The following is a 25,076-nucleotide window of genomic DNA, read 5'->3' on the forward strand; positions in this document are numbered from 1 at the left end:
ATCCTGCTTTCCTGTATATAAGAAAATCTTTATTAAATTATCACAGTGGCATAGAAAGTGTTACACCGTGTTTAAGAAAGTAGAAAGAATAATGAAAATAGCAACTTAAGAGCGCATGCAGAAAAGTATTCAGAAAATAGTGTTGCGCATTTAAATGAGAAAGGAACCAATATGGCTTTTACACACAAAGTAAATCGAAAACACTTTAATAGTTTTATGCTTTTCGCTTCACTGACCCTGCCATTATGTTTGTTAGGTACACATTTGCACGCCCAGCAAATTATAGATAAAGCTAGTGATAGTGCGTTAATAAAAAAGGCGCTAATAGAAGAAGCGAGAGCGAATACCACATCGTTAGAAGGCGCACTTAAACATCGCTTGCAGCAGGCAATTAAAAGTGGTGGTTTGGAAGCGGGGGTTGATGAATGCCACCTAGCGGCAGAGCCTATAGCACTTGATTTGAGTAACAACGGTTGGACAGTTGGACGCACTGCCTTGAAAGTCCGAAACCCCAATAACACACCCGACGACTGGGAGCGTGAGCAGCTTAAAGTATTTGCCCAAGTACTTAACGAACAGTTGCAACAGCACGAGAAGGCACCCGCTACGGCGCCACTGGAAGCGACACAATACAATGAAATTACGGGCGAATTTCGCTACATGAGGGCTATACCAACACAGCAAGTTTGTATGGCCTGTCACGGTGAAATTGTTGCGCCATCGGTTAAAGCTCGCATAGATAAACACTACCCCCATGACCAAGCGACGGGTTTTACTCTAGGTGAGTTACGAGGTGCATTTACGCTTGCCTATTCCCCTCAGTAATCATTTTACGCTCCCTGTTTTTTTGCCATTTTTGTCGTTGCGGTGTCAAAAATGGCAAAGCTATTGGGCCATTCTCTTGCGTTGGATCAAAGTGAACAACTTTTCGCCATGAAATAATTCTGCTCGCACAGTAAGAAATCTCTGCTGTTTGCCGGTATTCCTTGTGTTTTCTACAAACCCAATGCGCTTGGCATAAAGCGTTTGGTATTAGCCAAGGTTTCCCGTTGGTTTGAATATTATTGTTTACTGTCAGGCGTTTACGCCGCCTTTAAGATACAAGGGAGAGCGCCCATGAGCGATACGTTAATAGAACTATCGCGGTGGCAATTTGCGTTAACCGCAATGTTCCACTTTATATTTGTCCCCCTCACGTTGGGGTTAAGTTTCCTGCTGGCCATTATGGAATCGGTTTATGTAATGACCGGTAAGGAAGTCTACAAGCAGATGACCCAATTTTGGGGAAAACTGTTTGGTATTAACTTTGCCATTGGTGTTGCTACGGGCTTAACCATGGAATTCCAGTTTGGTATGAACTGGTCATATTATTCTCACTATGTTGGCGATATTTTTGGTGCACCGCTTGCCATAGAAGGTCTTATGGCATTCTTCCTAGAATCTACGTTTGTTGGTCTGTTTTTCTTCGGCTGGGACAAAATGTCGAAGGAAAAACACTTAGCTACCACTTGGCTTGTGGCTATTGGTTCAAACTTTTCTGCGTTATGGATTTTAATTGCAAACGGGTGGATGCAATACCCAGTAGGCGCTGAGTTTAACTTTGAAGCCATGCGTATGGAAATGACAAGCTTTGCTGAGGTCATTTTTAACCCAGTTGCCCAAGTCAAATTTGTACATACGGTATCGGCAGGGTATGTCACTGGCGCTATCTTTGTGTTGGCGATTTCAAGTTACTATCTCTTAAATCATAAACATATCGCCTTTGCCCGTCGTTCGTTCGCTATTGCAGCAAGCTTTGGTTTAGCGGCAACTTTATCCGTTATTGTGTTGGGTGATGAGAGCGGTTACGAATTGGGTGACGTTCAAAAAGTAAAACTGGCAGCGGTTGAGGCTGAATACGATACGCATCCAGCGCCCGCACCGTTTACTGTTTTTGGTATTCCCAATGACGAAGAAGAAAAAACCGATTATGCGCTTCAAATTCCATGGGCAATGGGGATCATTGCAACCCGCTCATTAACAGAAGAAGTAAAGGGTATTAAGGCGCTCAAAGAAGAAAACAAAGCGCGCATACTTGAAGGCATTAAAGCGTATGAAGTACTTGATGATGTGCGCAACGGCACTGCCACTGCAGCTGAGCGAGCCACATTTGAAGCCCATAAAGACAGCTTGGGCTACGCCATGCTGCTTGAACCTTTCACCACAGATGTGGCAAATCCCACTGATGCGGCACTTAAACAAGCTGTGGATTACAGCATTCCGCCGGTAGCGCCACTGTTTTGGAGCTTCCGTCTTATGGTGGCATCAGGTTTCATCATGCTAGCGTTATTCTTATGTGCGTTCTACTACAGCACTAAGCACAGAATAACCAAACCACGTTGGTTGCTAAAAGCATCACTATTTAGCTTACCCTTGCCTTGGGTGGCCAGTGAGGCTGGTTGGTTTGTCGCAGAATATGGCCGTCAGCCTTGGTCTATTGCAGAGGTACTGCCAGTGCACGCTTCTGTTTCTAACTTAGCCGTAAGTGACGTCGTGATTACTCTAGTAGCCTATTCAGCGTTCTACACCGTGATGTTCATTATTGGCTTCTATCTGATGAAAAAGTTTGCCAAAAAAGGTCCGGTTCCTCCCTCAGTTAACCCTACTGAAAGCGAACTTGACCTGATTGATGACAATTATCTTGGTAAAGACGGACAAGGAGCAAACGCATGATTGATTATGAACTGCTACGCGTAATTTGGTGGTGTTTGGTAGGTGTGCTACTTATCGGTTTTGCTGTTACAGATGGCTTTGATCTGGGCGTTGGTGCTTTACTGACATTAATTGGCAAAAACGACAAAGAACGCCGTGTGATGATTAATACAGTGGGGCCCCACTGGGATGGAAATCAAGTATGGTTCATTACCGCAGGTGGAGCTATTTTTGCTGCATGGCCGATGATTTACGCCACAGCATTCTCGGGCTTTTACTTGGCATTGGCACTGACGTTAATTGCACTTTGGATGCGCCCAATTGGTTTTGACTATCGCAGCAAATTACCTAACCCTCAGTGGCGTAAAGCTTGGGACTGGGCGCTGTTTGCGGGTGGCATTATCCCGTCGCTCATCTTTGGTGTTGCGTTTGGAAATCTGCTACTTGGTGTGCCTTTTGAGTTAGACACTACACTTAAATCAACCTACACGGGCTCGTTCTTTGGCCTACTTACGCCCTTTGCGCTGTTAACCGGGTTACTGTCAGTTGCTATTTTGCTTAACCATGGTGCGACCTGGCTGCAAATGAAAACTGATGGCTTTATTGAGGTTCGCGCTCGCGCCGTATCGGTGGTGCTAAGTTTGGTTGGTGTTGTACTGTTTGTTGTTGGCGGTATATGGGTAGCTTACGGTGTAGACGGTTTCGTCATTACCTCAACCGTTGACACGCTGGCAACCTCTAATCCGCTTAAAAAAGATGTAGCGGTTGAAGCCGGTGCATGGATGAACAACTATTCTAAATATCCATTGATGATCATTGCTCCTGTACTTGGTGTTGTGAGCGGCTTGGCGTGCGCCTTCTTTTCTAAAAAAGGCAATGCTGGAATGGCGTTTGTCTCAAGTGCGCTATTTATTGCAGGCGTCATTTTAACTGCAGGTTTCTCGATGTTTCCATTCTTGATGCCAAGTATCACTATGCCTCAAGCGAGCTTGACGGTATGGGACGCCACATCAAGTCACCTTACGTTAAATGTTATGTTCATTGTGGCCTGTATCTTTGTGCCTATCGTGCTTAGCTATACCGCATATAGCTTTTATGTCATGCGTGGTCGAATTAAGAACGAAGATTTAGATCAGTCGCACACTATTTATTAAGGAGAGAGTCATGTGGTATTTCGCTTGGATTTTAGGTGTGTTGCTAGCGTGCTCTTTTGGCATCATCAACGCAATGTGGTTGGAGTCTACAGAGAACTTGGATAGACCTGAAGACGCCGACTGATAACTAGACAATAAAGGGGTTTATGGCGCAATAGTGGCGTAAACCCTTTTATGAATACTCAACTAAAGCATCTAAAACGCTGAGGTTTACAAGACTAATTCGATGTTATTGAGTCGACATTCAATGTTAAAGAACCCTTAAACGAGATAGCAGTGAGCAAAGAAAAGCTTCCCAACAGGCAAGTACTTAATTCGTGGTGCAAGGATTTAGATAGTGCGCATAAGCTTGGCCTGCGCGCATCGCTAATAACCCTGGTATTTATTAAGTGCTTGTCTCTTTTTTCTTTGCTTATTGGCTTCTATTTTTTTGCAGCTATAGCCCATAGCTGGGTGGTGACAGGTACATCCGCGTCGTCACAAGTACTTATACTATTAGCACTATCTCTTGGCAGTGCGTGGATGTTGCAGGGCATATTTAATCATGTTTTCTTACAACGCAAATTCGTATTGCTAGGTATGTTAGAGCAACTGCTGCTGTCTACTCTTTTGAAACGTCAACATGCAATAGTGCGCACGCAATCCCCCTATTTTTGGCAAGTGTTGTGGCATAATCAGCTGGAGGCATTTACCGACTGGGCAATGGAGTATCGCGTTCAGCAGTGGGTAGCGCTAATAGTGCCAATAATGGCCCTTGGTGTTATTTTTGCGGTAAACCCGATAATAGGCCTGGGACTGCTTCTGACATTACCCGTGGTGCCTTTGTTTATGATTATTGTCGGTAAAGGTGCTGCCGCGTTACATCGCAAACATTTCTTAGCGCTAGAGCGTTTGGGCAGTCTGTTTACCGATAGGTTAAGTGCACTTTCCATGCTAAGTAGCTTTAACGCCAATCATAAGCAAACCGAGCTCTTAACGAACGCTAGCGATAATCTAAACAGCCGAACAATGAAAGTAGTGAGCGTAGCGTTTCTCTCTACCAGCGTCCTTGATTTTTTCGCCACGCTTGCGGTTGCACTAGTTGCTGTTTTTATAGGTTTTACTTTGCTAGGTGAGCTACAGATTGGACCGTCAATATCACTCCATCAGGGGTTATGGATACTGCTAGTCGTGCCGCTTTTACTCAGCGAAATGAAAAAGTTGGGACAGGTTTATCACCAAAAAGCGCAAGCGGAAGCGGCATGCAATGATCTACGCCCTTTATTTCATGTCCAATCAAAGAGTGACAACAACGCGGTTAAGAGTACCTCGTTCAGCGGGTTTGAAGCCCACGATATGCGCATTTTTGACTCTTGTTACTCAACGCTGCCCAACGAATCAAAAGATGAAGGTAAAAGTCTGCTCACTTGCCCGAAACTAGTCCTAGAAGCGGGTGACAAAATCTTGCTCAATGGACGTTCTGGCAGCGGAAAAACAATTCTACTTGAAGCATTAAGTGGACAGCGGCCCGCAACCCATACACTTAAAACGCAAGTGGCATGGCTAACGCAACACCCCGTAATTTTAGCGGGGACTGTACGAGAAAATTTGTGTCTTGATGAGCACTTTGACGACAGTCAGCTTTGCAATGTGCTAGAACAAGTTGAGCTTACCACTTGGCTGTATACCTTACCCAATGGGTTAGACACGCCAATGACGGAGTATCCCAGTATGTCTGGAGGTGAGGCACAGCGTTTAGCGTTAGCCAGAATACTATTGCGTAACCATCAGGTTTGGCTTCTTGATGAACCAACTGCGCATTTACCTGATGCTCAACACCATCGCTTAGCATCACTCATATACGAACTAGGGAAAGAGCGAACACTGGTATGGGCGTCGCATAAAGTGTTACCGGTAAACTGGTTTACTGGCTGTTGGCGAGTGGAAAATGGGGTAATAGCTGACCATGTGGAAGCCCAAGTCGAGCGCGCTATGCCCGTCAGTAATGAGGAAGACTGTCATGCCTAATGTTCAAACACGTCGCCCAGCATACATTACCCTCATTTTGGCGTTATTGCATGGGTTGACGGGTGTGACTTTACTAGTGATCGCAAGTTGGTTTATTGCCATTAGCGCGGTAGCGCTACCAGGCTTTAACTATGTCATTCCTGCTGTAGTTATACGCGCACTGGCTTTACTTCGCATAGCATCAGGCTATGGCAGTATGTGGGTGGGACACAATGACTTGCTCACGCGCATTGCTAGTACTAGGTTGAACTTATTTAAGCAATTACACAATCAACGCCTTAATAGCAGCGTTGGGATGACAGAAGCATTAGCACAACATACGGAAGCGCTTGCCAGTAAATGGATAGCATGGGTAGCGCCACTTTCAAGTGTCACTATTGTGTTCACACTATTGTGCAGTGTGGCAATTGTTATGGGCGTTCCTGGGGCTTTCTACCTCTGTGTGGTTTTTGTTGTGTGGCTGATAGCAGTGGTGATTCAGGCACTTAAAGCACTCGGTTTGGCAAATGAACATACACAGCAATCTTCACACTTCAGGCAAAACGCTAATAGCTTTTTAAAGGCCAGTGCAATATGGCACCTTTATTCACGTGTCAGCTATACACCTGACTCAGAAATCTATCCTACTGCGAGCGCATTGTGGAGATGCTCATTAGATCAAAAAAAGCTCGCACTGCGTACGAGTTGGTGGTTTCAAGGCGTGGCTTACCTTGCTGTAGTATCACTGTTTGCGGGTATTGGAATGACAAGCTCGTCAAATAATTCTGAGCTTACTACAACACTAGGTGCGGTGCTGACATTTGCACCTATCGCCATAGTCATTCCCATGGTGTTACTGGCATCACCAGATTGGGTGAGCCCTTCATTTTTAGCGATTTCTAAGTTCGCACAATATAAGCAAAGCGAAAAAGCTCTTAAACACTTATCGACGTCGCCTATTCATATTTTGCCTCGCCAATCACCAAGTGAGAGCCTGATACTTGATGCGCTGCAAGTTAAAGGCAGAAAAGTAAATCCTACTTCAGCGACACTGCCAGCCAGTGGCGTAGTTGTACTGAAGGGGCCCTCGGGATGTGGAAAGTCTACGCTACTTCAAGGGATTGCAGGTTTGCTTCCTTCTACAGGGCATAGGCAAGTGGACGGTGTTGGTCTGCCAAACGGTGTGCCCTCAAATTGGATATATGTAGAGCAAGAACCGATTGTGCTTGCCGCAAGCATACAAATGAACCTAGATGTAGCAGGTGTCTCATACGCAAAACGCGACATGCAGCAAATCCTCTGCGATCTAGGGCTTGAATCTCTAGCACTTAATACTTGGGTAGGTAAAGCAGGCCGGTCGCTATCAGGTGGAGAGCGAAAGCGCTTAGCCCTAGGACGTGCCGTGCTTGCAAAGCCCTCTGTGTTACTTATTGATGAACCCTTTGAAGGGCTAGATGCTATCAGTCAACAAGCAGTTTGTAGTGTAATTAATGCCTTCGCTCAACATGCATTGGTTATTGTTGCATCTCATGTACTACCTAAGAGGTTGTGTATTGCGCAAACGCTAACGATGACCGACAGCACAAACGCAACTATTACGACTTAGACTGTGGTGTTAGCTCTTGTGCTATTTGCTCTAAAGAGCGCCCTTTGGTTTCCGGAAACAGCGTAACGACACATATCAACCCGATCACCGCAAAAGCACCATAAATCGCAAAGGTCATTGCGGCTCCCAGTGTTGCTAATTCCCACGGAAACACTAGCTGTACTGAAAAGCTGGTTAATGAATTTATTACGCCAACCAGTGAGATGGCAAGGGCGCGGGCTTGATTGGGAAATATCTCTGCCAGCATGGCCCACATAACCGGCCCTAGTGACATGGCAAATGAGGCGACAAAGGCAATGATGCCAAATAACACTAAGGGGGCATTCATCGAAATTGCCGCATTTAAGAGTGTTTTCTGGTGAGCCTGGTACTGTGCTTCACTTAGTGTTGCTTTAAGCGCATTCTTAAAAGCAACGTCAGAGCGAAACACTTCATTGCCCATACTTGAAAGCGAAACTGATAATGATTCATCTAATTCACTGACTTCGGCGATGGCCTCATTGTTTAGTTGGTAGGTAGCTTGTTTAAATCCGTAGGCACAAATGGACATACTGATAATAACGCCAGTCAATCCAATAATAAGCAGGGGTTTTCTACCCCACCTGTCGATCGTAAGCATTGCGACAATAGTGAAGGCAACGTTAACCAAGCCTATCCACACAGCTTGCATGAAAGCCGCATCGGTTCCCACGCCACTTTGCTCAAAAATAGTGGGTGCGTAGAAAAAAATAACATTTATACCGGTAATTTGTTGTGCGATGGCCAGTATGACGCCAACCATTAAGGGGTAGCGCATGCTCTTTGCGGTGACAAAGCCTAGTCTTTCTTTAAGTGACCATGTTTTTTGTTTTAAGGACGACTTAATTTCACTCAGTTGTGCGCTAGCCTGGTGCTGGCTAAACAGTGTTTTAATGGTACTTTCCGCTTCGGCTTTAAACCCTTTCATCACTAACCAGCGAGGACTGCGCGGTACGGTAAACAGTAAACACAACCACAGCAGCGCAGGAATGGCCTCAAGGCCCAACATATAGCGCCAGGTTTGTGTGTCTATACCCAGCGCGACAACCCAATCAAGGTTACTGCTACTTAGCTGCAAGAAGTAATAATTACTGAAATAAGATAGTGCAAAACCGAAAACGATATTAAGTTGATTAACTGATACCATTTTACCGCGATTTTCAGGAGAACTAATCTCAGAAATATAAACCGGGGCAATAATGAGTGAGCAAAACGCAATGCCGCCAATAAAGCGAGCAAAAACTAAGGTTAAGTAATTTGGTGCCAAGGCTGAGCACACCGATGAGACAAGATAAAGTGCTGCAACAATGATCAGCGCTTTTCGCCGCCCTATGGCATCACTTACAGCCCCTGCAAATAGCATCGCAAATAGTGCGCCGAGTGTAGGCGAGCTAACCACGAAGCCTTGTTCCCATTCACTTAATGAAAATTGTGCGTCAATAAAGCCTATCGCACCTGAAATTACACTGGCATCAAAACCAAAAATGAAGCCTCCCAACGAGACTATGAGGGTGTAATACAACGACGGCGATAGCGCTTTATTCATTTATAGTGTGCCTAATGTGTCTCTCATCACGATTTCAGGCTCAAATAAATGCTCGATAGGTAGGCTACTTTTAATGTTGTAAACATGCTGTAGTACCCAGTGAGCAGCCATTTCGCCCATAGCGTGAATGGGGTTGTTTATGGTTGTTAACTTAGGATAAAGATAGCGGGAAAACAGCACGTTATCGAATCCAACAATTGAAAGTTGTGTTGGAATATCAAAACCGGCTTCTCTTGCCGCGGTCATCGCGCCAGAAGCCATTTCATCATTTGCACACACCAAGGCTGTCATGTCCTTGAATTGCGCTAGCATGTGATGCATCCCTTCTTGACCTGATGATTCATGAAAATCGCCTTCAAATAAGGCGTTTTCATTAAACGCTATGCCTGCTTCTTTCAGCGCGCGTTTGTGACCGAGTAATCGGTCGTTGGCATCCTTTTTAAATAAGGGGCCACTGATGTAACCAATATTCTTATGACCTTGTTCGAGAGCAGCTTGCGTAGCCAGATACCCACCTTGTTCGTTATCTACAACAAAGCAGTTCTCATCAAGCTTATCGACTTTACGGTTAATTATGACAACGGGTAACTTTTCACTAACGAGTTTTTGAAGATATTCATCAGAGACAGCCTCTGCATGTAAAATAAGCGCGTCACATCGGCGGCTTTTAAGAAACTCTATAGCGTCATGCTCACGTTTTTCATCGGTATGACCTGCGGTAATGATAACGTGCTTACCATTTTGCTTAAGTACTTGCTCAACGGTACTCATTAAGTCACCAAAATAAGAGCCGTGCAGCTCAGACACCAATAAACCAACGCTATTGGTGCGGTTAGAGGCGAGAGATTGCGCAATCGCATTGGGCTGATATCCCAATGAAATCATAGCGTCTTCAACTTTTTTTCGCGTGCGATCACTAACTTTAGCGTTTCCGTTCATAACGCGAGAAACGGTAGCAAGTGATACGCCAGCCGCTTCAGATACTTCGTAAATTGTTGCCATACTCTTCGGTATTGTTCCTTATTTTATACCGCTAATGTACCTATTAATTCTGCTCTTAACCAGTTCTGCGTAGGCATTACCACTTTGCTTTATCGTTCTTTTTTGCGTTTCATAGTCAACGTGAACAATGCCAAAACGTTTGGAGTATCCCAGCGCCCACTCGAAATTGTCCATCAGGCTCCATGCGAAGTACCCTTTAATATCCACACCCTGCTCAATGGCTTCATTAACCGCGTTAAGGTGGGTATGGAAGTATTCTGTACGATCATCGTCTTTAACTTCGCCATCAATTAACTCATCGTTCATTGCCGCCCCATTTTCAGTGATGTAAATGGGAGGTAGTGTGTATTCGTTGTGCAAATCCACCAAGAGTTCAGTGAAAGCGTCAGGTGTAATTTCCCAACCCATAGCCGTCAACGGTGTATCAACAGGCGGAACGACGTTAAACCAATTTTTCTCATTGGCTTCATAAACGGTGCGGGTATAAAAATTAATGCCCAAATAATCGATAGGCTGGGAAATAATCTCCATGTCGCCCTCAAGAATATCGGGACGCTCTTCATTGCTGAGCTTTTCTATAACGCTGGGGTAACACGCGTCCATTAACGGTTTTAGGTACCACTGATTGTGATATTCATCAGCCCACTTAGCCGCCTGCTTGTCTTGCTCTGTATCTGTGTTGGCATGACAGGTACTAAAATTGAGTACGATACCGTGCTGACTGTTAGGGCATAATTGACGAAGTTCTTGTAGTGCTAAACCATGGGCTAGCAATAAGTGATGTGCTGCTTTTCGGCCATTGCCAACGCCTGTTTTCCCAGGTGCATGTATACCTGTCTCATAGCCTAAATAAGCTGAGCAAAATGGCTCATTAAGTGTGGCATAGGCATGCACTTTATCACCTAGTGCATTGGCGACAGCGGCGGCGTAGCGCTGAAATGCGTAGGCAGTGTCTCGATTTAGCCAGCCACCTTTATCTTCAAGATGTTGCGGTAAGTCCCAATGGTAGAGGGTAACAAATACCTTCATTTTTCGTTGCAATAGCACATCAACAAGGTTGATGTAAAAACGCATGCCCAGTTCGTTGACGCTGCCATCTTCGTTCATTACTCGTGGCCATGAAATAGATAGGCGGTACGCATCAACGCCAAGAGATGAAATTAGTTCAACATCTTGTAAGTAGTATTCAACATGTTTACAGGCTATATCGCCATTACTTCCGTCTTCGATAGTACCCGGTTGTGAACAAAATGTATCCCAAATGCAGTCAAGTCGGCCTTTCCGGTCGCCTTCAATTTGAAAGCTAGATGTCGCTACTCCGTATACAAAATCCTTGGATAACATCAAGGAATTAGCGGGGAGGGTAATTTTGTGCATCGTTCTACTGTCCTGCAATTAACAAACATTTCAAATTCGCAAAGCAACTAGGTTTATCGAAATAACATGATTTTTACATTGAATTCGGCAACACTTCGTGTAATTATTCGATAAATGTAAGCGCTTACAAAGTTATTCGCATTATGATGTAAGCGCTTTCAAATGTAAATTTATCATTAATTAAAAAAATAGCAATAGAGGTTACTCGTGGAAACACCAGCGCAACCGAATACGACAACTGCTTATCAAGCCGAAGAGAAGGGGGGATACCGCTTTGCGCTTATCTCACTTACTACACTGTTCTTTATGTGGGGGTTTATTACATGTCTGAACGACATCCTAATTCCTTACTTAAAAGGCGCATTTAACCTTACATTTACACAAGCAATGCTTATTCAGTTTTGCTTTTTCAGTGCGTATTTTATTGTGTCTTTGCCTGCAGGTATGGTGGTTTCTCGAATAGGTTACCAAAAAGGCATCGTGCTTGGACTCGGCATCGCATGTTTGGGGTGTGTATTGTTTTTCCCCGCCGCCGCCAGTCAAGTATACAGTATCTTCCTTCTTGCCCTGTTTGTACTCGCATCTGGGATCACTATTTTGCAAGTGTCGGCTAATCCTTACGTGACGGCGCTTGGGGATTCTAAAACAGCGTCATCGCGTTTGACAATGACACAAGCGTTTAACTCATTAGGCACCACGGTTGCGCCTTTCTTTGGCTCATATCTTATGTACGGTGCAACTGGTGAACATAGTATGGCAACCGCCTCAGCTTCTGATGTTCAGGTCCCTTACCTTATTCTTGCTGCAGCACTGTTGTTACTTGCTCTTGTCTTTTTGTTTTTAAAGTTGCCAACACTCAACCATACCAGCGCGAATGCAGGCATTTTTAAGGGTGGCGCATGGCAACATAAACACCTAGTGCTTGGGGCAGTAGGTATTTTCATGTACGTCGGCGCTGAAGTTGCCATCGGCAGCATGCTCGTAAACTATCTGGCCAGCCCGAGTGTAGCGAATTTAACAGAAGCGAAAGCGTCTAAATTGCTTGCCTATTACTGGGGCGGTGCCATGGTAGGTCGCTTCATTGGTGCCCTTGTTATGCAAAAGGTGTCTGGCGGTTTAGTGCTAGCCTTTAATGCATTCTTTGCCATTGTGCTGATTTTGATTTCAATATCGACCACAGGCGATATGGCACTTTACAGTGTGCTTGCTGTTGGACTGTTTAACTCAATTATGTTCCCAACCATCTTTAGCTTGGCGCTTCAGCAGCTAGGTAAAGACACACCACAAGGCTCAGGCATTCTCTGCTTGGCAATTGTTGGCGGTGCAATTGTCCCACTTTTACAAGGGATGCTTGCTGACAGTATTGGGGTAACACTGTCTTTCTTACTACCGGCTTCTTGTTACTTGTACATTGCTTACTATGGTCTTGTGGGCAGCCGTGTATCACAAACTAACTCGATTAAGGAATAACAATGCGAAAAACAAAACTCGCCAACATTGTTACGACGGCGCTAATAGGCGCGATAACGGGCACAATGCTTAGTGCGTGTTCATCACCTGAGAGTCAGAGTAGCTCAATACCTCAACAAGAAGCCGCCAGTGATACATCGCCATCTCAAGCTGCAGAAAATGCTGCTGCCATATGGCCAAAGCTTGATATAGAAGTAAAGCCTGATGCAAGTGTTGAGGCGAAGGTGTCAGACATCATGGCGTCTATGACATTAGAGCAAAAAATTGCTCAAATGATTCAGCCAGAAATTCGCAATATCACCGTGGAAGATATGCGTAAGTATGGCTTCGGGTCGTACCTAAACGGCGGTGGCGCATTTCCTAATAATGACAAACATGCCACGCCTGATGACTGGGTAGCTTTAGCAGAAGCGCTTTATCAGGCTTCGGTAGACGATAGTTTAGATGGTTCAACGATTCCCACCATGTGGGGAACAGATGCGGTACACGGTCATAATAACGTGATCGGTGCCACACTGTTTCCCCACAACATTGGGCTTGGAGCAGCAAACAACCCAGAATTGATGGAACAGATTGCGCATATTACAGCGAAAGAGGTAATGGCAACCGGTATTGATTGGGTATTCGCCCCTACGGTGGCTGTTGTGCGTGATGATAGATGGGGGCGCACTTATGAAAGTTATTCAGAAGACCCCGCCATTGTACGTGCCTATGCTGCCTCTGTTGTAAAAGGCTTGCAAGGGGCAGCTGATAAAGACTTCTTAAGCGACCAACGCGTAATTAGCACTGTTAAACATTTTGTCGGTGACGGTGGTACGGTTGCTGGCGATGACCAAGGCGACAACATCGCGACTGAACAAGAACTCTTTGATATTCATGCGCAAGGTTATGTAGGTGGTCTCACTGCAGGTGCGCAGTCTGTTATGGCCTCATTTAACAGTTGGCACGGCGAAAAGCTTCACGGTCATAAGTACTTGCTAACTAATGTATTGAAAGAGCAAATGGGGTTTGATGGGTTTGTTGTGGGCGACTGGAATGGCCATGGCCAAGTGGCAGGATGCAATAACGAAGACTGTGCACAAGCCATAAATGCCGGCTTGGATATCTTTATGGTGCCGAATGATTGGAAAGCACTGTATGAAAATACCCTCGCTCAAGTTAAAGATGGCACTATCGCGATGTCGCGAATTGATGATGCTGTTCGTCGTATCTTACGCGTAAAAGTGCGTGCTGGGTTATTTGAAAAACCAAGCCCAGCCAACAGGCCTTTATCAGGTGACCGCTCTCTTATCGGGAAAGACAGCCATAGAGATGTGGCGAAGCAAGCGGTAAGAGAATCCTTAGTGTTGCTTAAAAACAAAGCAAAGACGTTACCGCTTGATGGCGCAAAGCGTATTTTAGTCGCTGGTGACGCCGCTGATAATATTGGTAAGCAATCAGGTGGTTGGTCAATTACCTGGCAAGGTACTAACAACACCAATGATGACTTCCCTGGTGGTACGTCTATTTTCGATGGTATTAAACAGTACGCTGAGCAAGCAGGCGGTGAAGCGGTATTATCGGTGGATGGTGAATTTGATGCGAAACCCGATGTCGCTATTGTTGTATTTGGTGAAGAGCCTTATGCAGAAGGGCACGGCGACAGAGAAACACTGATTTATCAGTACGGTAACAAGCGCGACCTCGCACTACTTAATAAATTGAAAGGACAAGGTATTCCTGTCGTTTCTGTTTTTATAAGCGGTCGTCCTATGTGGGTTAACGCTGAGTTAAATGCATCAGATGCATTTGTTGCTGCGTGGTTACCAGGTTCTGAAGGTGCAGCAGTTGCTGACGTTCTTTTTGGCAAGCAAGATTTTAAAGGAAAGTTACCGTTTTCATGGCCTGCAACACCGCAACAAATTGTGAATGTAGGTGATGACGATTACGCGCCACTGCTACCTTATGGCTTTGGTCTGACATTGAGTGATGAAGATGTGCTGGGTGATTCACTTAACACCAAGGTTGAAGTAAGCAGTGAGAATGAAGCGCCTATGGCAATTCTAAATGGCTCGGTGCAGGCGCCTTGGGTGTTATGGCTATACTCTGGTGATGAGTCTTTGTCAGTGAATGCGAGCACGCATACCGTTGGCGCTGTGAGCTATCGCACAGTGGATAAAGAAGTTCAAGAGGATGCCCGTAAAGTGAGTTTTGATGGCAGTGCGTATGGTGCAATGCGCTTTGCGAGCAAGAGTTTCTTCCGTGAAGATCTCAGTGCGCAATTACTCAATAATGCGGCGCTCACATTCAGTGTAAACCGTCACTCTGAGATAAATTCGCCAGTGAATCTTACGATGAACTGCGAAGGCGAAGGTGATGCAGCAGGTAGTTGTTCTACTAATATCGATATTAGTGAGCAACTAAAGGCTTTACCACGTGATACATGGTCAACATTAAGCATCGATTTGCAGTGCTTTGTTGAAGAAGGTATCGATTTTACAGGGCTTGTAGTGCCATTCGAGTTAGGCAGCGCCGGAAAGGCAAGCTTGAGTGTGGCTGATATCCAATTTACGCCTGATATGGCCAATGAGGCTGAAATATCTTGTCAGTAGCCATTAGCCTGTAAGCGAAACTAAACTATAAAAAATGCCGCTAAGTCTTAAAGACTAAGCGGCATTTTTGTTTGCGCTCTATGTATTAGATAGCAGCGATAACTGCGTTGTAATACGCTTCTGGTTGCGTCTCAGCATTTACTGAACCACGAACCGCAGCTACTACAGCAGCTTTTTTCTCGTTCGCTACTTCAAGGATGTCTAGCATTGCATTTACGTGCTCGCCTTCACCCATAGCAGTTTGCTCTAGTACTGCGTCAAAGTTGTCTTGAATGAACATTGCAACTTTAGTGCGCTTGCCAGAACAAGAGTCTTCAGAAGACACTTTTGATGTAATAGCTGTAGTACCCAAGTCCCAAATGATGTTAGAAAGTGCAGCTGCAGTACCGTTGTCGTCAAAGATAGCCGCGCCAATACCACAGTGTTTCCACGGGTTAACCGCTTCAACGCTATCTTGAGCAAATGCGTTAGAAGATAACGCCGCAACAGCTACTGCAATAGATGCAATCTTTTTCATTGTTTTAACTCCATTTTTTTAGATTTATTATTTTCACTTTAAAAGTAGTGTGACCATGCGATTGAAAATTCAAACGCATCGTCATAGCGTAATAACGTTCTGAAATCGAATGTTTGTTCATTCGTAAACCGTTGTTCCCACGTTGCATAGGTCCGGCTTTTATCAAAAGCGTTTACATACCTCTGATGTCCCACGCTAAAGGACATAGCATATTGTGGTGTGACTGTTGTCACGCCACCAATCTCAGCACCTACTCCAAGGTAGCCACCAAGGTTGTCTTTGCTTGTTAGCGTGCCTGAAAGGCCGCCGTACAAGGCAAAATCTTGTATAATTTGCGTACTTTTCCCCACTAAACCATCAACGTAAAACGCGCCTGTCTCGCCGCTTAGGTTCATCTCTCGATATCCAGTCGCAAGCTTCCATGCGTATCCGGTGTCGTAAGGTAAGCCGGTTTGCGCAGCATTGAGGTTGAATATTCGCAGTAACGTGAGATCAGCAAGATGTATATTGGCATTGTCGTCCACTCTAAGATTTAGGTCGAACGTACTGAGTTCAGAAAAAGGAATACGCGCAGCGTTCAGCGTTAGCAAATCATAGTAATTAGCGCGAAAGCGAAAAGCTAGCCCTTTATCAAGCGCTTCATTGTAATAGGTGGCTACTTGTAACAAGCTCGTATTTTGGGCTTGGTGTGGCGCTTTGGGTGTGTGCTTTATAAATCGACTTTGTCCCACTGGCAGTGAAAACCTTAGGTCCACCAGTGTTTTTCGTAGAGTCTGCATTGTAGGCGTCATACTACCGCGTTGTTCTATGTAGGCAAAATAATCAAAAGCGGTATCAATGATTCTCTTTGCATTCTGCTCGCCAACTATGCTATCTAAATCAGATGGCTCAATGATGCCTTCCAACAGTTCTGTAAACACAGCGCGCTCATGTGACGACAATTGAGCAAACCGGCTATATAAGACCTCTTGGCGTGAGGGATGGAAAGATACGTTACTTATTAGCGCAGGGTCTACGCGCTCAATTTGAGTAATGATATCAAATGGCATGACCCATAATTTTGACTCAGGAATATAAGACTTGCCGGTTATCATAGAAAGCAAATAAGCAATCTGATACGCACAATTTTGCTTAAAGAAATAGTAGGTCATGGGAACCTGTTCTAGTTCCCATAGGTGCCCCAATAGAAGGGTTATGTCATCTTGCGCTAAATTAAGTGAATATTCCCATAAATCGCGCAACTCTGATTCATTGTAGGTCAGCGTTTGGTGGTGAAACTTTTGGTTGGCAAAGTAACCGTCGTAACCACCAAATATACCATTAATAATATAGCGAATAGGGTGTTCGTCTTTGGGATAGCGCGCGCCATAGTTGTAAGTGTTATCCAGTAGTTCACTTTTTTGTGCACCGTTAAATTTTAAAAAGACATGGCCATACATACTGGCCGGATTGCCTAGATACCCTGATGCATAAATTAGACTGACACTTTTGGCGCCCACCGTCGCAACAAAGTCTTCAAACTCAGCGCACTTAACTGTAGGAAGCTGCGTAACATTATTCTCGATAAATTTTGCGCGAGCAGGAAATTGACACTGCAATTCAGGCGTAGTGGAAAAGGCCGTTAAACTTGCGCGCAGTTCAGATAACGGGTCAACGTGACCTTCATCTGAAAAAAAGAAGTCTGACGACGTAATCGCAGATTGATTATCTGTGAATATAGTGCGTTCATAGTGAAGCAACGCACGCCATTGATGAGACTGCGCTGCATCTTCGATAGATAGGCGTGTTTCACTCGCTGAGACCAAATGAGAAATAAGAAGTATGGAAACCGCGAGGAATAATTTTATTCCATCCATGAACTAAGGGAACATCCGTAATTATTGTTATTATTGCCGTGACTTTCTCTACTCAATAAATGCCCTAAGGCGCAAATTGACTGAGGCAGCAAGAATAATACATAGACTGTTCTGCGTAAATAAAAAAAGGCCGCTATAAAGCGGCCTGAACTCACACGAGAACACACGTTTTAAAAGGTATATCTAGCACCTAAGGTGTAACGAGGTCCGTATTGACGAGCAAACAAGAATTGCTCTTCAAAGCGGCCGTAACCACGTTCGGTTTCATCGTTGATGTTCACACCTTCAAGGAATACCGTTAGGTTTTCATTTACGTCATAGTTGATGCTTGCGTCAACTTGGCCAAAAGTATCAAATTGAGTGGCAGGGTTGTCAGATGAACCTTGCGCTTGACCAATACCAACGACATAGTCTGAACGCCATGCATAGGTAACTTTTACTGACAGTCCCTCTTTTTCATAGAAAACTTGGAAGTTAGCCGAGTCACTGATACCTACTAGCGGATCTTGCTCACCAAGGTTATATGGGTCGTACTCCACATCACCGTCAACAAGCGTTGCGTTTGCACCAAAGCCGAAGCCGGTGTCGCCAAACGTATGTTGAATAGCAAGTTCAATACCCTCAACTGTCTTAGAGTCACTTGAGTTACCAGGCTGAGTGGTACGCCATGTAATTAGCGGATCATCAGCATTTGGCGTCACAACACCATTTTCATCGGCATAGCCATTTTGAACAAAGTAATCGTAGATGGCGCTATCAGTGGCTTGTTCACCGGCAGCTTCCAGCGCGCTTACCGCTTCGTTCCAGCGAGGACCTTGATAGATATCACGTAGTCCTTCGAACTGTCTGTCTTGGCCTGTTGTTGTAATATAGTTTTCAACAGACTTTCTGAATAAGCCTACAGCCGCATAGCTTGCATCGTCGTAGTACCATTCTAACGATAGGTCTATGTTGCTCGACTCGAATGGCAATAGACTTGTGTTACCTGCTGAAGCGGTACGCGCGCCAATTTTCGGGCTTCCGCTAAATGATAGACCGCCTTGCAGTAGACCAATCGGAGCACGCGTAATTGATTTACCCCACGAGAATCGCGCCACGATGTCGTCGGTTACATCTACTTTTACGTCGAACATTGGTAATACAACGTCGTACTCACCGGTGAAGTCTTGCAACTGCAAGTCATCTTCAAACTGCGTGATCCACTCAGACGCCGCTACCCAGTTAACCTGAACTGGTACACGTACTTCCGCAGAACTTGGTACTTCGGTTTCTTCGTAGCGAACACCTGCATTAATTTGCACAAGGTAGTCACCTACTTCGAAATCCCACTCAGTTTGTACGTATATTGAGTCTGTGATCTCTTCAACATTACTTACTGACGGTGCACCCATAAAGTATGGGTCAATAGAGTACGCGTTGCCTTCACCTACTACGTCAGCAGTGATAAACGCTAACTGACGGGCAATGGCTTCATCAAAGTTGAAGGTATAGTAGTACCCTGGATTCATACCTGCACCGCCACCGTCAAAGGCATCTAAGAAGCCTGAGGTGTCGTTGCGAATAAACATGCTATCAGGGAAAATTTGTGTAAATGATGGGTTAAAGCCCGGACCACCACGTAAACCGCTCCACGCAGAGAACCCGCTAAGTGCTTGTTCAGTGCGTGCAACACCAAAGTCGACTTTAACAAGCGGGATATCGAACGCAGAGTTGTACCACGTACCATCAAGTTGAAGTTGTTCAATGTCAGAGCGACCAGGCGAGTAGATGAATTGACTGAAATTTGAGTCAATCTCGCTAGGTAGAATTTCGTTGGTACCGTTGTTCCAGTTTACGAAAACTTGTGGGATTTCGCCTGAACGGAAGTCGTACACTTTTGATTCTAGCTGATTAGAGCCAAGAATAACTTGTCCAGCACTGCCTAGACCTCTGTCATAACCATTGTCTGTTTTGTTGTACGAGTCATGGTAGTCAAGCTTGAAGTGCCAGTCGTCGTTTACCATCCAGTCTAGGTTTACACCTAATGAGCGAGCATCTACGCGTGTTGTGTTGCGGCTTGCAGTGAATGAACCGTCATCACCACTAATATCAGCATAAACTGCAGTGCCGTTTTCATCTAGCTCATAAGCATTAATGTTAGCACCGAAGTTGTTCCAGATACCCCAACCCACAGAGTTAGTACCAGTAGTGGCACGTGATGCTGTGTAATCAACGGTTGCAGTGAAGTTATCTACAGGACGGAATTGGAATGTCGCTTGCGCATTTTGACGCTCACGCTGTACGTCGCTGATACCATAGTTCATATCTTTCGGGAAGAAAGCGACATCGGTAAGGTTCGTACGATTATCAATAACGTTGGCCGCATCAAGTTCTGGAAGCGCACTATTTTCTTGTAGCTGCCAGCCTTGAATATTTGCAGATTGCTGTTGGAAGTCACGCTCTTGATGTGAGAAAGACAAACCAAAACCAAACATATCGTCGACAAAGGTGTTGCTGTATACACCCGCAATTTCTGGTGTTACATCGTCGCCTTCTTCGTTGGACGAGTCATAAATGCCTTTCACAGAGATGGTTGCGTTTTGGCCAGGTTGAGAAAGCGGCTTCATAGTGATGATATTCACTGTCGCACCTAGACCACCACTGGGGTTTTCTGCACGTGCTGTCTTCTGTAACTCAAGCGTGTTCACGCCTTCTGAAGACAAGTTGGCCAAATCAAATGAACGGGTGAAACCTGTACCCGGCATTTGGCGGCCGTTAAGTGTAACTAGGTTGAATTCTGGACCAAAACCACGAACAGTGATTTGGCTACCTTCACCATTGTTACGGCTTATTGTCACACCGGTTATACGTTGCAGTGCTTCTGCAAGGTTGGTGTCAGGAAACTTACCCAGTTCTTCTGCAGAGATAGCATCAACAACACCATTAGAACTGCGCTTAAGATCCATCGAGCGCATCATACTACCGCGTATACCGCTAACCTGGATAACTTCTACTTCACCTTCAGACGGTTCAGCTGTTTCTGCTTCTTGTGCAAAGGTAGGAAATGCAAGGGATGAGCCCATCAACAAAGCCATTGATGTGGCAAGCTGGGTCTTTTTAAAAGTTGTGCGTTTCATAATTGCCCTACTAATTCTTATCAATTCAAGACTGCCGCCTGCACTGTTACAAGCGGCAGTTGCTTTGTTACTGCGCTGCTATTTCAAGGTTGTCCACACGATAGACTGCGCCTTCACCCTGTCCCCAAGCTGGGAACATCATGATCACGTTGATAGCACTGATGTCTAAGCCTGCATCGTATAGCGTTTGAAGTGGGAACGTATAAGTCTGCCATTCACCTTCAACAGGGTCTGCACCTTCCACACTGGCTGACATCGCCAACTCAACCGCAGTAGATGCGCCTATCGACTCAATTTTGAATAACCACGGTGCTGATGCATCATTTGGCATAGCGCTGACTTTCATTTCAAAGCGAACAACGCCAGTTGATAACAGTGCTGATGCATCATACGAAGTACCTTCATCAGCAAGGAAGCCCATTACCGTTGGTGTACCGCCGATACGGAATTCGGCAACTGTACCGTGATCGGCATCGTCAACCTCTTCAGTTGGCGTAGAACCGCCACAGCAATCCCAAATTGACCATTGGTCAGCGGCAGTATCGGCAAACAACGTGATGCCGCCCGCTGGAGTTTCACCACTATCAGGGTGGAAAAACTTAACGTTGTCTAGGCGATATACTGCACCTTCACCTGTACCCCACGCTGGGAAAACCATGATGACGTCAATCGCGCTTACATCTAGTCCACGTGCTTGTAGATCTGACAGCGTGAATGTGTAAGTCTGCCACTCACCCTCTACAGGTGCTTGACCTTCAACACTGTCTGCCAGAGGAAGTTCAACAGCTGTCGCGGCGTCATTAGATTCAATTTTAAATAACCATGAAGCATCAGGGTTGCTTGGTGCATTAACAACACGCATTTCAAATTGTAGTAGACCGCCATCAGTAAGAGCTGTTGCGTCAAACGGTGTATCGCCACCACCTGCTGCTGGACGAGTAATGAAGCCCATTACTGTAGGATCTGCGCCAATTCTAAACTCAGCAGTTAGACCGTGGTCTTCGTCATCCATTTCTTCTGTTGGTGTAGAACCACCACAGCAATCCCACATTGGCCAATCTGGGTTTTGACCGTCTTCAAAGATAACAAGCTCTGGGTAGCTAGCGCCGCCTTCTTGTGAAATTTCAACATTGGTCATGCGATACGTTGCGCCGTTACCTGTATCCCACGCAGGAAATACCATGATTACGTCAATTGCACTTGTATCCAAGCCCGCTGCCGCTAGTGTGCTCAGTGGGAACTCGTACGACTCCCATACACCTTGTTCTGGTGTTGCACCGGCTACGTCTGCTGGACCAACATAACCATCCATCAATGGCAGCTCAGCCGCAGTAGAGCCTTCACTACTTTCAATTTTGAACAACCAGTTAGTTGTTGCATTGTTCGGTAGTGAAACAACTTTCAAGTCGAACTTAACGCTACCAGTTTCTTCCATAGGCGATGCATCAAACGGTGACGCTTCACCTTCTGGATCGGTAATGAATTGAGCGCGGCTAATAAAGCCCATTACGGTTGGCGCTTCGCCAATAGAGAATTCGTAAACTTGACCTTCGTCTGCGTCTTCAACAAGTGCTGGCGTTGTGCCACCACAGCAATCCCATGCCGGCCAGTTCGGGTTCGGTGTGCCGTCGAATATGGTAAGGTCTTGGGCAATACCTGTTGATGGTGGCGTAGGAATAGGAGCAGCGCCTTCTACAAGTGCATCTTCTAATGAATCGTATCCAGGACGAATGGTCTCACAACCTTTGCCTGTTTCTGGATCAGACGCACATTCGTATACGCGAACGTAATCAATTTCATAAGTCTGACCGTCTGCAAAAGCAGCAGCATCAATACCTGTTTCATTCACCGCTTCCGGCCATGCACCGCCAACCGCTAAGTTAAGAATTAAATGGAATTCTTGGTCGAAAGGGGCATTGTCCCAATGCGTTGTAAGCTCACCAGTGCCTTGCTCATAGTACTCAGCATACCAACCGCGATGCGATAAACCGGTTGCATCACCATTGGCGTTGTAACGAACTTCTGAGCGACGTTGCGTTGCATATAGATAGCCATCCATATACCAGCGAATTTCGCCTTCTTGCCATTCAATAGCATAAGTATGGAAATCGTCGGCAGGGTTCGCGCCGCTTGGCAATGAATAGGCTTGTCCTGAACTGTCGTTATTTGGCCATTCCTGACCATAATGCAGCGTACCGTAAATGTGGTTTTCTGGATTACCATCGATATCAGCAGCTTTTAGGTTAACTGCCTCAACAATGTCGATTTCACCAGAACGAGGCCATCCGCCGTATACTTCATCAGTAGGCATCATCCAGAACGCTGGCCAGCTGCCTTGACCTGATGGCATTTTAGCGCGCATTTCAATACGGCCATATTTGAAATCTGCTTTGTAGCGTGTGTTTAAGCGTGCTGACGTATAAGGTTTTTGTGCACCTTCCTCAGCTGGCAAGGCAACAATTTTTAAGCTACCTTCTGATACATATGAGTTATCTGCACTGTCGGTATAACATTGCGCTTCGTTATTACCGCCACCGTCGCAGTTAACTTCGTGTGTCCAGTTATCATCATCAATACTGGTACCGTCAAATTCATCAGCCCACACCAGTTGCCAGTCTGATACTGGCTCTACTGGGTCGACAACGTTGATATCGGTGGAAGTGGTTGATCCACCACCGCAGCCAAATAGGGTTGTGACTGATAACGCGGCAGCTATCCGCGTAAGTTGAGTTGCTTTTTTAGTCATTATTTTCAGCCCTGATCCAAAGAAATTAGGTTGTTATGTTGCGGCGATGGCCACGTAAAAAGCGTTTTGTAAGCGCTTACAAATTGGGTTAAATAAAAACGGCTGTTTTGAAAGCGCTTACATTACATTAAGCCACTGACACGTAAAGATCAATACTGTTCTCAAAATTTTAACATTTGCAAAACGCGTTTTTTCTACAAAATTTGCTTCTGTTGATTATTTTTAAAGGCCTTCAGCGTCATTTTATCCAAAAGTTTAAAATTTGGTATTGCTCAGTTCACGCACTGTTTACAAATTATCGTGTCCAGTGTTAATTGCTAATAACAATCCATAGGGCAATCCCTTGGCGCTAGAGGAAGCTTTGGGCTTTATCTACCGTGTATTAGGGCCAAATGCGCTTTTTTGTGTATGCTGTAGCATTCCCTTTGCAGAGAATTAACCATGCATCACCATCATCATTCCCATGCACATGCTCATGACGTTGATAATGCCGACACAACGCGTATTGGTTGGGCATTTTGGCTAAACTTTATCTTTACCATTATCGAGTTTGTAGGTGGTTGGCTAACCAACAGTGTCGCCATTATGGCTGATGCCGTACATGACTTAGGTGATTCTTTGTCCATTGGTTTAGCGTGGTACTTAAGCAAGCTGGGCAAAAAAGCGGCTACACAAAAGTATTCCTATGGCTTTAAACGGCTGAGTTTAATGGGCGCTATGATTAACGGTGTTATCTTGGTGATAGGTTCTGTTTGGGTGTTATCTGAGGCGATTCCGCGATTAATGGAACCTGAAATGCCAATGACACAAGGCATGATTGGACTTGCAATACTGGGTATTGCGGTTAATGGTTTTGCCGCGTACAAACTCCACGGCGGTCATTCTATGAATGAGAAGGTGCTCAATTGGCATTTAATAGAAGACACCATGGGGTGGGTGGCAGTGTTGGTTGTCGCGATTGTATTGCACTTTGTCCAGTGGCCCATTCTTGATCCTATCCTTTCTATTGTTTTTACACTCTTCATTCTAATTAATGTGGTGCGATACGTTGTGCAAACGATGGGACTATTCCTGCAAGGTGTGCCAGATATAAAAGTGAGGGAAGCGATCAGCGAAGCGCTACTGTCGATAAAACACGTTGATGAGATTCACCACGTACACTTTTGGTCGTTAGATGGGGAGCAACATGTTTTAACTGCGCATGTTGTTATTGACTGCAGTATTAGTAACAACACGCTTCGCGAACTGAAACGCCAAGTAAATTTACTGTTGGCGCCATTCAATCTTGCTCACACAACGATTGAGTTTGAATTGCCTGGCGAGCCTTGTCGTGATGAGCCGGACAATCTTCATACCCATGCGCATGATCATCAGCACGACGAACTCACCTAATAAAAAAA

The 25,076-nt window shown here is 45.2% G+C and carries 16 protein-coding genes; 9 read left to right on the forward strand and 7 right to left on the reverse strand.

The window, feature by feature from the left end:
- The first annotated feature begins 171 nt into the window (after positions 1-171).
- From LHL20_RS01270 to LHL20_RS01295, 6 genes are all read left to right on the forward strand, one after another.
- Positions 172-825 carry a Tll0287-like domain-containing protein gene (locus LHL20_RS01270; RefSeq protein ID WP_226431934.1) on the forward strand — a complete coding sequence of 218 codons (654 nt, stop codon included), beginning with the start codon at positions 172-174 and terminating at the stop codon, positions 823-825.
- A 291-nt stretch (positions 826-1,116) separates the two neighbouring features.
- Entirely contained in the window at positions 1,117-2,712 is a 1,596-nt protein-coding gene (locus LHL20_RS01275; RefSeq protein WP_226431935.1) for a cytochrome ubiquinol oxidase subunit I, read from the forward strand.
- Entirely contained in the window at positions 2,709-3,845 is a 1,137-nt protein-coding gene (gene cydB / locus LHL20_RS01280) for a cytochrome d ubiquinol oxidase subunit II (protein WP_226431936.1), read from the forward strand. Before LHL20_RS01275 ends, cydB begins: the two co-directional genes overlap by 4 nt.
- 10 nt (positions 3,846-3,855) lie before the next feature.
- Positions 3,856-3,969 carry a cytochrome bd-I oxidase subunit CydX gene (gene cydX, locus LHL20_RS01285; protein WP_202262789.1) on the forward strand — a complete coding sequence of 38 codons (114 nt, stop codon included), beginning with the start codon at positions 3,856-3,858 and terminating at the stop codon, positions 3,967-3,969.
- A gap of 152 nt (positions 3,970-4,121) precedes the next feature.
- Entirely contained in the window at positions 4,122-5,852 is a 1,731-nt protein-coding gene (locus LHL20_RS01290) for an ATP-binding cassette domain-containing protein (protein ID WP_226431937.1), read from the forward strand.
- On the forward strand, positions 5,845-7,437 hold the full coding sequence (locus LHL20_RS01295) for an ATP-binding cassette domain-containing protein (RefSeq protein WP_226431938.1): 1,593 nt from the start codon (positions 5,845-5,847) through the stop codon (positions 7,435-7,437). The genes LHL20_RS01290 and LHL20_RS01295 overlap by 8 nt, the downstream gene beginning before the upstream one ends.
- On the opposite strand, the gene LHL20_RS01300 is transcribed toward LHL20_RS01295, so the two are convergent.
- The 3 genes from LHL20_RS01300 to LHL20_RS01310 are packed head-to-tail and all read right to left on the reverse strand — an operon-like array spanning position 7,427 to position 11,380.
- A complete protein-coding gene (locus tag LHL20_RS01300; protein ID WP_226431939.1) occupies positions 7,427-9,001 on the reverse strand; it encodes a sugar porter family MFS transporter in 1,575 nt (524 codons plus the stop codon). The genes LHL20_RS01295 and LHL20_RS01300 overlap by 11 nt on opposite strands.
- Positions 9,002-10,003: a LacI family DNA-binding transcriptional regulator gene (locus tag LHL20_RS01305; RefSeq protein WP_202262785.1), complete on the reverse strand. Its 1,002-nt coding sequence runs from the start codon at positions 10,001-10,003 to the stop codon at positions 9,002-9,004.
- Positions 10,004-10,021: 18 nt separating this feature from the next.
- Positions 10,022-11,380: a GH1 family beta-glucosidase gene (locus LHL20_RS01310; RefSeq protein ID WP_226431940.1), complete on the reverse strand. Its 1,359-nt coding sequence runs from the start codon at positions 11,378-11,380 to the stop codon at positions 10,022-10,024.
- 207 nt (positions 11,381-11,587) lie between these two features.
- Between LHL20_RS01310 and LHL20_RS01315 the strand changes: the two genes are divergently transcribed.
- Positions 11,588-12,850 carry a sugar MFS transporter gene (locus tag LHL20_RS01315; RefSeq protein ID WP_226431941.1) on the forward strand — a complete coding sequence of 421 codons (1,263 nt, stop codon included), beginning with the start codon at positions 11,588-11,590 and terminating at the stop codon, positions 12,848-12,850.
- A 2-nt stretch (positions 12,851-12,852) separates the two neighbouring features.
- On the forward strand, positions 12,853-15,441 hold the full coding sequence (locus LHL20_RS01320) for a glycoside hydrolase family 3 protein (protein WP_226431942.1): 2,589 nt from the start codon (positions 12,853-12,855) through the stop codon (positions 15,439-15,441).
- Between the two features lie 85 nt (positions 15,442-15,526).
- On the opposite strand, the gene LHL20_RS01325 is transcribed toward LHL20_RS01320, so the two are convergent.
- The 4 genes from LHL20_RS01325 to LHL20_RS01340 form a co-directional block, all read right to left on the reverse strand.
- Positions 15,527-15,958: a DUF3015 family protein gene (locus tag LHL20_RS01325; RefSeq protein ID WP_226431943.1), complete on the reverse strand. Its 432-nt coding sequence runs from the start codon at positions 15,956-15,958 to the stop codon at positions 15,527-15,529.
- 38 nt (positions 15,959-15,996) lie between these two features.
- The gene (locus LHL20_RS01330; RefSeq protein ID WP_226431944.1) at positions 15,997-17,814 is read right to left on the reverse strand and encodes an Lnb N-terminal periplasmic domain-containing protein; all 1,818 of its coding nucleotides are present in this window, start codon (positions 17,812-17,814) and stop codon (positions 15,997-15,999) included.
- A gap of 170 nt (positions 17,815-17,984) precedes the next feature.
- Positions 17,985-20,930, reverse strand: coding sequence for a TonB-dependent receptor (locus LHL20_RS01335; RefSeq protein WP_226431945.1), 2,946 nt, complete (start codon positions 20,928-20,930; stop codon positions 17,985-17,987).
- A 67-nt stretch (positions 20,931-20,997) separates the two neighbouring features.
- Complete coding sequence (locus LHL20_RS01340; RefSeq protein WP_226431946.1) at positions 20,998-23,676, reverse strand: glycoside hydrolase family 16 protein; 2,679 nt, start codon at positions 23,674-23,676, stop codon at positions 20,998-21,000.
- 441 nt (positions 23,677-24,117) lie between these two features.
- Between LHL20_RS01340 and LHL20_RS01345 the strand changes: the two genes are divergently transcribed.
- The gene (locus LHL20_RS01345; protein WP_226431947.1) at positions 24,118-25,068 is read left to right on the forward strand and encodes a cation diffusion facilitator family transporter; all 951 of its coding nucleotides are present in this window, start codon (positions 24,118-24,120) and stop codon (positions 25,066-25,068) included.
- The last annotated feature ends 8 nt before the right edge of the window (positions 25,069-25,076 follow it).

This window comes from Alteromonas sp. McT4-15 (genome assembly GCF_020515205.1).
GTDB lineage: Bacteria > Pseudomonadota > Gammaproteobacteria > Enterobacterales > Alteromonadaceae > Alteromonas.

Bases quoted from the DNA above. Each gene is read 5' to 3' on its own strand.
- LHL20_RS01305 (WP_202262785.1), bottom strand. From the start codon at position 10,003: ATGGCAACAATTTACGAAGTATCTGAAGCGGCTGGCGTATCACTTGCT.
- LHL20_RS01270 (WP_226431934.1), top strand. From the start codon at position 172: ATGGCTTTTACACACAAAGTAAATCGAAAACACTTTAATAGTTTTATG.
- LHL20_RS01330 (WP_226431944.1), bottom strand. From the start codon at position 17,814: ATGGATGGAATAAAATTATTCCTCGCGGTTTCCATACTTCTTATTTCT.
- cydX (WP_202262789.1), top strand. From the start codon at position 3,856: ATGTGGTATTTCGCTTGGATTTTAGGTGTGTTGCTAGCGTGCTCTTTT.
- LHL20_RS01310 (WP_226431940.1), bottom strand. From the start codon at position 11,380: ATGCACAAAATTACCCTCCCCGCTAATTCCTTGATGTTATCCAAGGAT.
- LHL20_RS01295 (WP_226431938.1), top strand. From the start codon at position 5,845: ATGCCTAATGTTCAAACACGTCGCCCAGCATACATTACCCTCATTTTG.
- LHL20_RS01300 (WP_226431939.1), bottom strand. From the start codon at position 9,001: ATGAATAAAGCGCTATCGCCGTCGTTGTATTACACCCTCATAGTCTCG.
- LHL20_RS01335 (WP_226431945.1), bottom strand. From the start codon at position 20,930: ATGAAACGCACAACTTTTAAAAAGACCCAGCTTGCCACATCAATGGCT.
- cydB (WP_226431936.1), top strand. From the start codon at position 2,709: ATGATTGATTATGAACTGCTACGCGTAATTTGGTGGTGTTTGGTAGGT.
- LHL20_RS01325 (WP_226431943.1), bottom strand. From the start codon at position 15,958: ATGAAAAAGATTGCATCTATTGCAGTAGCTGTTGCGGCGTTATCTTCT.
- LHL20_RS01320 (WP_226431942.1), top strand. From the start codon at position 12,853: ATGCGAAAAACAAAACTCGCCAACATTGTTACGACGGCGCTAATAGGC.
- LHL20_RS01345 (WP_226431947.1), top strand. From the start codon at position 24,118: ATGCATCACCATCATCATTCCCATGCACATGCTCATGACGTTGATAAT.
- LHL20_RS01275 (WP_226431935.1), top strand. From the start codon at position 1,117: ATGAGCGATACGTTAATAGAACTATCGCGGTGGCAATTTGCGTTAACC.
- LHL20_RS01340 (WP_226431946.1), bottom strand. From the start codon at position 23,676: ATGACTAAAAAAGCAACTCAACTTACGCGGATAGCTGCCGCGTTATCA.